Source organism: Psychrobacter immobilis (assembly GCF_904846285.1).
GTDB lineage: Bacteria > Pseudomonadota > Gammaproteobacteria > Pseudomonadales > Moraxellaceae > Psychrobacter > Psychrobacter immobilis_D.
Genome location: NZ_CAJHAD010000051.1, coordinates 1 through 2536 on the forward strand (window position 1 = coordinate 1; position 2536 = coordinate 2536).

Consider the following 2536-nt stretch of genomic DNA (forward strand, 5'->3'; position numbering starts at 1 on the left):
ATTCTATCTTACTGAAAAACCTGATGAACGGTTCTAATACTAAGATGAGTGACGTTGTGCTTTTGTATATATATGTATTAAAATGTAATAAACAAAAGTTCTAAATATTTATAGGCTTTTAAATCTTAATTAAGTAATTTTTAGATATAGCAGTTTAGCGTACTAGTAGTTTGTGCTCATCTATGCTTCGCCATAATCACTAAGCTATTCATCTTTTAATAAAGACAGGGAAATTCAGTATGAACCGTAATTACAAAGTTATTTGGAATAGCTCATTAAATTGTTTTATGGCCGTTGCAGAGTATGCTAAAAGCCGTGGTAAGTCATCTGGCGGTGCTGTTACTTCAAGTACAAAAGTATCTAGTGGTAGCGTAGTTGCAAATAGCGTGAATATTTTGCGTTGGAGTGCTGTGTGTACGGGACTGATTGCAGCGGGTTTTAGTATGCCATCAATGGCAGGTGCAGTAGATGGCGGGAGTGTATATTTAGATTGTAAGCCATCAAATGATTTAGGAACTAGGGCCGCAGGCTCAGCTAATCAAAGTGTAGCAGTAGGAGCTTTTGCGTGCGCGCCAGGAGATCAGTCTGTTGCAGTTGGTGCAAATACACATGCTAAAGGTAATTCTTCGGTTGCCATTGGCGGAGATGATTTAGACCGTGTGGCAAATGGTACGTCAGGTACAGTGGCTGCAGGTACAACTAATGAGGCTTTTAATACGACAGCCACTGCTAAACAGTTTAAAACCTTAACAGGACAGTACTTGGTAAATGTACAAGGTGGAAAACAATATATCAGTACAGTAGCAGGTGACTCTTCGGTTGCGGTTGGGGTTATGTCTTCCGCTAACGCTTCACTCAGCTTAGCTTTCGGTACGCGCTCCGAAGCTAATGTAAACTCAGCTACCGCTTTAGGTACGGGTGCTACAGCAAGTAAAGCAGGTGCAATTGCTCTAGGCGCTGGAAGTTTAACCGATGGTACCGCTACCAAAATTGAACAAAGCACTGTCAATGGAGTAGATTTTGTTGGTTTTAAAGGCACTAATGCTTTTGCTGGAACAGCTTTGGATGCTGGCAGACAGGTTTCTGTTGGATCAATTGGCAATGAGCGCCAAATAAAAAACGTAGCACCAGGTGAGTTATCTGCAACTTCTACCGATGCAATAAATGGCAGCCAGATTTACGCAGTAAGTAGCAAGTTAATTGATAATATTAATGCAGTCAAAACAACGACTGATGCTGTCGTTGCCGGTACTGCTGGTTTAGTAAAGCAAGCAAATGGTACAGCACCAATCACAGTAGGCGCTCAAACAGGCGGCACAAGCGTTAGCTTTGCGAACTCAGCTAATGTAGATCGTCAATTAAAAGGCGTTGCAGCTGGTACTAATACTAATGACGCCGTAAACGTTGGTCAGTTGAATACTTTGGCAAACCAAACCTTCAAGATTCAAGCTAACAATGATACGGCATCAGCTGTCAAATCTAGTGATACCGTTAAGTTCAAAAATGGGAGTAATGTAGAGATCACTCGCAGTGGTAATGATATTACTATCGCTACCTCAAGTAATCCAAGCTTCACTACGGTAACTTCTACTGGAGCTATAAGTGCGGGTTCTTTAAATACTGGGGGGGCTCTAACTGTCGCTGGTATTGCCACATTAAACGGTGGCGCTAATTTAAATAATAATAAAATTAGTGGTTTAGCTATTGGTACCGAACTTACAGATGCTACAAACGTCGGACAACTACAAGCTGCGACTAATGGCGTGACCAATACTGCTCCTGTGGTATATAGCAAAGCGGACGGTACACAAGTTTATAAAGTTGGTAACGCGTTCTTTGACAACGCTGCTGGTACAGGTACAGCAGTTGCGAATTTAGATATCATCACTAGTATCCGCAGTGCCGATGGCAGCACCACTAGAACTACTAAACTTCGTAACGTTGCTGCTGGCAGTATTGCTACAAACAGCACGGAAGCCATCAATGGTAGTCAGCTTAATAATATCGCACAAGGCAACAGGACATTACTTGGCGGCGCAGCGGCTGTTGATGTGAATGGTGTTGTGACGTCTACCAACATTGGCGGTACAGGTGCGAGCACCATTGACGGTGCTATTTCAGCTGCGAATACCCAAGCGAACAAAGAGTTAACCTTTACAGGTAATGTGCTTAGCGACACCGGTACAAATGGTAGTCAGCAAAAACTTGGCAGCACGCTGAACATCAGTGGTGGCGCTGCTACTACAGCGACTTCAAGCAATGCCAACATTAAAACAGTGATCACTGATGGCAAGGTTGATATTCAGATTGTTGATGCCCCGACGTTTACAGGTCAAGTAAAAGCCAATGGCTTTGATGCAAACAGTCAGAAGATTGTGAATGTGGCTAATGGTGCGACCATGAGTGGCAGTAAAGACGCCATTAATGGTGGTCAGCTGAATACGGCGGCGGGTTCTATTGCAAGCCACTTAGGTGGCGGCGCAACTTACAACGCGACGACTGGCGCCATCACAGCCCCAAGTTATCAGTTGGACAA

At 43.5% G+C, this 2536-nt stretch carries 1 protein-coding gene; it reads left to right on the forward strand.

Translation table 11 applies throughout. The annotated features are described in order from the left end of the window. Positions 1-239: 239 nt before the first annotated feature. Positions 240-2536, forward strand: a 2297-nt coding sequence (locus JMX13_RS13440; protein ID WP_265088420.1) for an ESPR-type extended signal peptide-containing protein, incomplete at its 3' end; no start/stop codon positions are given.